This is a genomic window from Chlorogloeopsis sp. ULAP02, assembly GCF_038404745.2.
GTDB lineage: Bacteria > Cyanobacteriota > Cyanobacteriia > Cyanobacteriales > Nostocaceae > Chlorogloeopsis.
The window spans coordinates 1-8,334 of the sequence record NZ_JAYKTT020000004.1; the positions used below are offsets into that span (position 1 = coordinate 1).

The window sequence follows — 8,334 nt, forward strand, 5'->3', positions numbered from 1 at the left end:
TTAAAATATAAAGCTCTCACTCACCCCATTCTTATAAAGTTAGTAATTTAGTGATGTTGAAAAAAGTCACCATACTAAATATTAGGATTGATAGCTTATCAACTATCGATTTACTCAAAAAACTTGATTTTACGGGTGGTGTTGTCTTCACACCTAATGTAGACCATTTAATGAAATTACAAGTTGATCAAGATTTTTACCAAGTTTATCAGCAAGCAGATTATTGTATATGCGATGGTCAATTTGTGATGCTTGCTTCAAAATTTTTGGGTAATAGTATACAAGAAAAAATTTCGGGATCTGATTTTTTATCAGTATTTTATTCTTATCATGCTCTGAATCCGAATATAAAGATATTTTTGCTAGGTGGAGTTAAAGGAGTAGCTCAAAAAGCACAAGAAATAATTAATAATAAGGTTGGTAGAAAAATTGTAAGTGGCTCATATTCTCCACCTTTTAATTTTGAAAAATCTGAGCAAGAATGTTTTAAAATCGTCGAATTAATTAATAAATCTGAAGCAACTGTTCTAGTAGTAGGACTAGGTGCTCCTAAACAAGAGAAATGGATTTTAAAATACAAAAAATATTTAAGTTATATCAAAATATTTTTAGCAGTAGGTGCTGCAATAGATTTTGAAGCTGGTTATAAAAAAAGAGCACCAAAATGGCTAAGAAATTTATGGTTAGAAACTCCCTATAGATTGTTATGTGAGCCTAGACGTCTCTGGCGAAGATATCTATTAGATGATCCACCATTCTTTTGGCTAATTCTGAAACAGAAACTAAATCTTTATAAAAATCCTTTTGCTGTTTCTAACAAGCTCTAGCAATATTAAATTTGATTGCCATTATAGCAAGTTTATGTTTTGTGAAATACTTGAAAACAAAAATCAAGATATTAATATTTTGACAATTGATGTTGAAGATTGGTTTCATATTCTAGATACGCCTTCAACTCCACCTCTTTCGTCTTGGTTTAATCTTGAGAGTAGAATTGTAGCAAATACACTTCTTATCTTAGATTTATTTCGTAAATACCAAATAAAATGCACATTTTTTGTACTAGGTTGGGTGGCAGAAAATTTTCCGGATTTAGTACGTGAAATTGATCGGCAAGGACATGAAATTGGCACACATGGTTATAGCCATGAATTAGTATATAAACTTACACCAGAACAATTTTATCGTGATGTTAATCTTTCCTTAGAGTACCTTTCGCGTATTACTTCACAACCAATTTTAGGATACCGAGCGCCAGGTTTCTCAATTACTGCCACATCATTATGGGCTTTAGATATTTTGATAGATCTCGGTTTTTGTTACGATTCATCAATCTTTCCCATCAAAAGAAATCACGGGGGTTTTCCTAAATCTTCAACAGAGGTTTGTTGGCTTACTACACCAAAAGGAAAACAAATTATAGAAGTTCCAATAACTCCATTAAGTTTTTTAAATCAAAAGGTTTATTTGTTTGGAGGTGGTTACTTTCGATTGACACCTTACCAATTAATTACTTTTGCTATCAAACAAATTAATGCTAACAACAAACCCGTAATGATTTACCTCCATCCACGAGAATTTGATCCAAATCACCCTAAATTAAAACTCGATTTTTTCCGACATTTTACTTGCTATATCAATCTTAAATATACTCAAAATAAGTTAGAAAAACTATTGTTAGATTTTAAATTTAGCAATATAAAAAACTATTTATATTCTTCCACTTATATAAGTAATAGTCATGTAAGTCTAGACTAATTTTGATAGTTTTACCAAACTCATTAATAGGGAATCTAAAAGATGTTATTACAGCAGTTTACTAAGTTAGGTTTACAACACATTAAGCATAATCTTACTGAAGCTGTTTACTTAAAAACGGGTCTTGATTTTACTAAGCCCCGTTCCATTCAAGGTATAGTAAACGAGCGATGTAATTATAAGTGTCGTTATTGTAACTTTTGGCGATTGGATAATTATCAAAGTGAAATGACTATTGCACAATGGCAGAAGGCACTGTTAAGTCTCAAGGAGTTTCTTGGATGGTATGTCATTCAATTTGCAGGAGGCGAACCTTTTATTAAGAAGGGATTTGTAGATTTGCTAGAATTCTGCCATGCAGAAGGTATTGCTTGGGGGGTGATTACCAATGGTTCAACCTTCAACCGTAAGATAGTAGAGAGGGTTGTTGCAGCGCGTCCAGTCAATATCGATATTTCAGTGGATAGTGCAATAGCAGAAATCCATGACTTCGTGCGGGGAATGCCTAACTCTCACAGCAACATTTCTCAAGGAATAATTTTTTTACGAGAAGAACAAAAGCGGCAGGGAATAAACTTTCCTATCCGAATCAAGCCAACAGTTCATCGATACAACCTTCGCCATCTCTTAGAACTTGTTAATTGGACAAAGCAAATTGGTGCAACGACTATCGATTTTAGTGCGGTTAAGCATTGGACAACAGAGGTTAAGACTGAACTGTGGATTCAGGATGAACATGACTTGGAAATATTACGACAAACCGTTGAAACACTGGTTGCGATGAAAAAAGATGGAGCACCAATTGAGACTAGTGAACAAAAACTATACTCTTTTATCGATCACTTCCAAGGAAAAACTGTAAAGTATGGCGTTTTACCTTGCCGTCTAAGCTTACGTGACTATCACATTCGACCTAATGGTGATATCATTATGTGCCATTTATATCCTCCATTAGGTAACGTCAGGACTAGCAGTGCTCGTGAAATTTGGTACAGTAAGTGGACGAAACAACTCCGCGCTCAGATGGTGCAATGCGAGAAATTAGGTCAACCTGAATGCGGTAATTTATGTTTAGCTTCTCATGTTCCTTTACTACAGCAGTTTCAGCGAGGCTTATTGCTACTGCGTCAAGTTGGTTTCAAGGAGCATACTTAATGATTGACAAGCTTAAAGTTCAGATGCAAAGCATTTGGCGCCAGCGTCGTATGGAGATTTTTCTTGAATGTATGTGTCCTAGAACTGGTGCCAGAATTATTGATATTGGTGGAACTCCCGAACTTTGGGAGATGATCGATATAGATTTGCAGATTACCCTGTTGAATCTACCAGGGGTACACAAAAAACTGCCGAACTCTCTGAAACGAAATTATGAGATTTTTGAAGCAGATGCCTGTGGATGGTTAAGCTTTGCAGATAATGAGTTCGATTTGGTCTTTAGTAATAGCGTAATTGAACATATTGGTTGTTGGAAACAGCAAAAAAATTTTGCTGCGAATGTGCGTCGATTAGCTCCTAGCTACTGGGTACAGACTCCATCTATTTGGTTTCCGCTCGAAGCCCACTGTAATTTACCTTTTTGGTGGTTTTATCCATCGTGTCTCAAGCAAGTATGGCTTCATCACTGGAAGGAGCAAGGACAGCACTTTCTTTGTAAGCAAATGGCACAGACACAAATTATGAGCCTCCGCCGCCTCAAACATCTGTTTTCAGAAGCTAAAGTTTATACAGAGTATGTGGGAGCATTTCCTAAATCTTATTCAATGTATTATAGTCCTAGCAAATTCAAGGATTTAAGAAATTGAAAATACAATCTATCCGCTATTGTTGATTTTAGATGATAGCTAGGAAGCCAAAATGGTTGCCCAAATTCAAGAATTAGATGCCTCGTACTGGGTTAAAACTCGTTCATCCCTCGATCCTAACGAATCCAGCTTTTTGATTTGGACAGGTAAAATTTACGCTTTTATGCCCGGTGAAAAACGAACACTCTTGTTTAAAATGGTCGGTATGAATGTCAGCAGGTGTATCCCCACTGAAGAGGATAGCTGGGATTTTACCTCTAGAGAACTGACTTACTACCTTGATCCCCAAACAGAGGAGATTTTACATAAGTGGGATAATCCTTGGACGGGAGAAACAGTTACGATTATGCACGTTGCCAATAGCCCAGTGCAAGGCCATTTTAAGGGGAAGTTTCCGGCGCTAGTAGACGGTGATAGCACAACTTTCATGTTTGATATATTTCCTACTTATGATAATCCTCTGACAGAAGATTCTAAATTAGCTCAATACAGTCCACAATCTACTTACCAAGCTGCGGAGTTGTTTAAAATCACTGTCCCCACCGCAGATTTATTTAATGAGAAAATGTTTTCAGTTTCTCAACTCAGGCTAAGTTGGGATAGGATTGGTCAATGGTTACCTTGGATGAACCAGGGCGATCGCCCTGGTTATCTCATCTATAGTGCTTACGGCAGCAAAGTTAGTGGCTTTAACGAATTACCACAACTGCTTCAAGATGAAATTAATACCCGCGTTCCTTTATATAAAAATGCTCCAAAATCCTGTTCAGATGAAGTGGAAGATATGACATCATGGCTTTACTTTCAACAACATTTTGATGCTTACTTGGCTGGCGAAAGATTTCCACTACCAGTTGCAGAAGAAGATTAAGGAATTACCAAAAAATAAATTATTCAATCAAATGTAGGGTGGGTTACGCTTCGCTAACCCACTATTTTTGGGAGGGTTGATGGTGCGTTACGAACTATCGTCCTAACACACTCTACTACTACAAATTGGAGATTTTTTATGGCGATCGCTTCCATACATTTCTCAATATACCTCATCATGAGAGCCTATATCAATTAGCACAATCACATCCTCATCTTCATCAGGATTTGGCTGAAGTGTGTAGATAATACGGCAATCATACTCAACCTAACAAGCCCACAAAGGATTTGCTGAAATGCAAAGTTACTATGCTTGGCAATTTTGAGGAGAAGCGATCGCCATCACTTGTCACTTCATCAAAACAACAAATAAAGTCAATTTCAATAAACAAAATGCCCGATCGCTTTCTCGTTTTGCCAAAATGCTTACTCAAAATGCCTGATCGCTTTCTCATTTTGGTGTTTTCCGCAAGCAAAAAGGCATATTGCTTACTTAAAATGCTTGAATGCTTTCTCATTTCAGTAATTCACGCACTCCTAAAGGTGTTTTCCGCAAGCAAAAAGGCATATTGCTTACTCAAAATGCTTGAATGCTTTCTTGTTTCAGTAATTCACGCACTCCTAAAGGTGTTTTCCGCAAGCAAAAAGGCATATTGTTTACTCAAAATGCTTGAATGCTTTCTTGTTTCATTAATTCACATACTCATGAGAGCGATCGCCTTCACGAGCTTTGTTTGTGAGCAAAACCTTAATAAAAACACCATTTAAAATGGTGCAAAAGCCGGACATACAACTATTTTGACTTCCACCTTGCGGTACTAAAGTGAAAGAGAAGGGCGCTCAACATTATAGAGAATTGGTATAGTAACGTTGCTCAATCCACATCCGAATTTCTTCTTCAGAACCAAAACAAGCATGGTTTCCGGTGACAGGATCGTAAGCGTGCCAACAAAAAGGATGACCGTGACTGTCTGATTCCTGCCATACTTGTAATTCAGAACTACTAGCTACCCAATTAGTGATCGCTTGCCAAATATTTTGGCAAATTAATAAAAAATTCTGTTTTTTCATAGTAAAAAATCCTGGTGAATTGCGAACTATATCTTTACGTTCACCCAGGATTTTTAATTAGAGAAGGTACAAATTAGCCCAGATTGACTAGTACAGTTTTTGTAATTGCAACTGTACTAGTTGAAATTCACCCAATTGTACGATGTGAACCTCAGCAAAATCGCTTATAGTGCCAATAGCCAAGCTTTTGTAGTGATTAGTGAGTGCCCAATTGTGAAAATTTTTTTAGATCGGCAGTCACCTCAACCAATCTATTTGCAAATTCGCGATCGCATTAGTAGTCTGATTAAATCTGGAGCATTACAACCAGGCGATCGGCTTCCCTCGATCCGTTCTCTGGCAGAAAGTTTACAAGTAAATAAATTAACTATTATTGAGGCTTATAATGTCTTAGAAGCAGACGGTGCAATCTGTGCGCGTCAGGGTTCTGGTTATTTTGTTAGCACTCAAATTGTTCCTTGTGCAAACCTGCAACCAACCTTTTCTCCTGCTCAAGAAGTAATCATCAAAGAGCCAGGTAGCAACTCTTTTTTTGATATGCACGTATCTGGTGTACACGCACAGAGGCAACCAGGAATGATAGATTTAAGCTTTGGTTGCCCTCGCCCCCCCAAGAATTTAACGCAAATTGCTAAACGAGCGCTGAACCAAGCAGATGCACTATCCAAGTACGATTTGCCTCAAGGACAGTTAACGCTACGCAGACAAATTACTCAAATGTTGGTACATCAAGGATTAAATGTATCAACCGAAAATTTAATTGTTACTAATGGTTCTGAGCAAGCTTTATCATTAGCAATTTATCATTTTGTGCGCCCAGGAGATTGGGTAATTGTAGAAGCTCCCACATATTTTGGAGTTATTGCCATCCTAGAAAGTTTAGGAGCAAAAATCATTGGTATTCCCATGACTCCTGAGGGAATGAATCTAGAATTATTAGAACAATATCTGTGCAGTCATCGCCCGAAATTAATTTACACCATTAGTACTCTACACAATCCTACAGGTTTGACTACCACCCAAGTCCATCGTCAAAAATTGCTTGCCCTAGCCGAACAATATGAATGCCCGATTTTGGAAGATAATGCTTACGAAGGATTAAATTTTGAGCCTGTACCAGCCCCAATCAAGGCTTTAGATAAAAATAATTGGGTAACATATGTCGGTACATTTTCTAAAACTTTAGTACCTGGATTAAGAGTCGGGTACATGGTAGTTACAGGTGAGCATTATCAAGCAATTCTGGAGCGGAAATTATTTCATGATGTTCATGTATCCACATTTTCTCAGGCAATAGTGAGTGAGTATCTAGCATCAGGGCATTACCGCCGTCATCTCAGCCAATTGCGAGCAGAAAATATTCAAAGCCGCAATATTATGCTACAAGCAATAGAGGGTTATTTTCCAGAAGAAGCAAGATGGACTGTTCCCAAAGGAGGTTTATTTCTTTGGGTACAATTACCAGGAGATATTCCCATTCAGGAAATTACCAAAGAAGCTTTATCACAAAATATTCTAATTTTTTGTGGTTCGCCATTTTTCCCAGATAAACAGGGATATCCAGCGATGCGATTAACTTTCGCTAACTCAGCGGAGGATATTGAAAAAGGTATTTCTATTTTGGGTAATTTATTGAAAAAATATCTTTTCAGAGGATGTAAAAGTATATCTAATTATCAATCGCTTGTTCATATTAGCTAGTACGAACAAAGCAATCATAGGCTGTGTTAACGCATTTTCTATCTCCTTTCTCAATCAGCGTAGGGTGGGCATTGCCCGCAACGCCAAAATAAGGTTTTGAACCAAATCTAAGCAATGCCCACCTTACTAGTGCTAAACATTATGCGATACATTCGTACCCGCTATCTTATTTGGTATGATTAGCCCATAGTAACCAGCAGCGATCGCTGTCAGGGCATTCAGCCAAACATTGTTACCAAAAATAGGCATCAATCCAAACATCGTCTTACCAAAAGGCAGTAATCCCATGATGGCAATGATAATATAGGCAACTGCAAAAGCAGCATTGAAAAGTCGCGCACTAGTGGCATTAGTATAGGAAGCAATTCCTAACAAACCCACGGCACAGTGTACAAGGTTATGCAAGAAGTTAGTAGGGAAAATCCCAAATACATAGCCAAATCCGGCAGAGTAGGCACCAGGAGCCATGTTAGCGGGAATATAAGATGCCGTTGTTCCTGGTAATGAAACAAAAGCTGGTATAAATCCAGCTATACCAAGAACTAGAAAGAGAATACCAATAGTTAAAGCACAGTAACGCTCTGTCAGTTTTGCGGCGTTAATGTTTTCCATTTGATTACCCCTGATTTATGCAAATCTTGGTTGAATCTCAGCAAATTATAGAAATAATATTGCAACCGATTTCTCACAGAGATTTAAAGATAAATACTCTTGCATTGGCTGCTTACGAGACACAACACTTCCTATTCAACTCAAATCAATTACATTTATCTCTATCAAAAGAAAGGATTAAAAATTACAACCCAGTGTCTTTACCTATACTAATAGTTTGATATTTTTAATTCTTCTCATTTTTTATTTATCAAACAAATTAAAATCAAAACTATATTTGTGAAGTTGCCGCTACATGAAAAAGTCTGAATCAGAGATGATTTATAAAATAAACCTTAAACTGTAGTGGCGTGTTAAGGCTAAAATGGTGTATTAGGTGTAGGTTGGGGAGCCAGTGCATCCTTGCGGGTTCCCCGCGTTGAAGCACCTGGCGTTTAAGCGCAGCGCAACCCAACATGAATTGGGATGTTTGGTCTCGTAAACTCGACCCAACCTACAAAATATCATGCACTAAATTAGT

Annotated in this window: 9 protein-coding genes; 6 read left to right on the plus strand and 3 right to left on the minus strand. The window is 37.4% G+C overall.

The genetic code is table 11. From position 1 onward, the window contains the following. Positions 1 to 53 precede the first annotated feature (53 nt). From U2718_RS03835 to U2718_RS03855, 5 genes are read left to right on the plus strand one after another with little or no spacing between them, the layout of a single operon-like run. Positions 54 to 827 (plus strand): WecB/TagA/CpsF family glycosyltransferase, encoded by a 774-nt coding sequence (locus U2718_RS03835; RefSeq protein WP_341993773.1) that lies wholly within the window; start codon positions 54 to 56, stop codon positions 825 to 827. A gap of 34 nt (positions 828 to 861) precedes the next feature. Next, positions 862 to 1,758, plus strand: coding sequence for an XrtA system polysaccharide deacetylase (locus U2718_RS03840; protein ID WP_341993772.1), 897 nt, complete (start codon positions 862 to 864; stop codon positions 1,756 to 1,758). A gap of 42 nt (positions 1,759 to 1,800) precedes the next feature. After that, the gene (locus tag U2718_RS03845) at positions 1,801 to 2,913 is read left to right on the plus strand and encodes a radical SAM protein (RefSeq protein ID WP_341993771.1); all 1,113 of its coding nucleotides are present in this window, start codon (positions 1,801 to 1,803) and stop codon (positions 2,911 to 2,913) included. Between the two features lie 23 nt (positions 2,914 to 2,936). After that, the gene (locus tag U2718_RS03850; protein WP_341993770.1) at positions 2,937 to 3,560 is read left to right on the plus strand and encodes a class I SAM-dependent methyltransferase; all 624 of its coding nucleotides are present in this window, start codon (positions 2,937 to 2,939) and stop codon (positions 3,558 to 3,560) included. A gap of 52 nt (positions 3,561 to 3,612) precedes the next feature. Next, positions 3,613 to 4,431 (plus strand): DUF1838 domain-containing protein, encoded by an 819-nt coding sequence (locus U2718_RS03855; RefSeq protein ID WP_341993769.1) that lies wholly within the window; start codon positions 3,613 to 3,615, stop codon positions 4,429 to 4,431. A gap of 262 nt (positions 4,432 to 4,693) precedes the next feature. On the opposite strand, the gene U2718_RS03860 is transcribed toward U2718_RS03855, so the two are convergent. Both U2718_RS03860 and U2718_RS03865 read right to left on the minus strand, forming a co-directional pair. Further along, positions 4,694 to 4,885 (minus strand): hypothetical protein, encoded by a 192-nt coding sequence (locus U2718_RS03860; protein ID WP_200862414.1) that lies wholly within the window; start codon positions 4,883 to 4,885, stop codon positions 4,694 to 4,696. A 391-nt stretch (positions 4,886 to 5,276) separates the two neighbouring features. After that, entirely contained in the window at positions 5,277 to 5,501 is a 225-nt protein-coding gene (locus U2718_RS03865; protein ID WP_341993767.1) for a hypothetical protein, read from the minus strand. 213 nt (positions 5,502 to 5,714) lie between these two features. Here U2718_RS03865 and U2718_RS03870 point away from each other — a divergent pair, with 213 nt between their 5' ends. Beyond that, complete coding sequence (locus tag U2718_RS03870) at positions 5,715 to 7,202, plus strand: PLP-dependent aminotransferase family protein (RefSeq protein WP_341993766.1); 1,488 nt, start codon at positions 5,715 to 5,717, stop codon at positions 7,200 to 7,202. A 132-nt stretch (positions 7,203 to 7,334) separates the two neighbouring features. Here the strand turns inward: U2718_RS03870 and U2718_RS03875 are convergent, their stop codons facing one another. Continuing rightward, on the minus strand, positions 7,335 to 7,814 hold the full coding sequence (locus U2718_RS03875) for a DUF4383 domain-containing protein (RefSeq protein WP_341993765.1): 480 nt from the start codon (positions 7,812 to 7,814) through the stop codon (positions 7,335 to 7,337). Between the last annotated feature and the right edge of the window lie 520 nt (positions 7,815 to 8,334).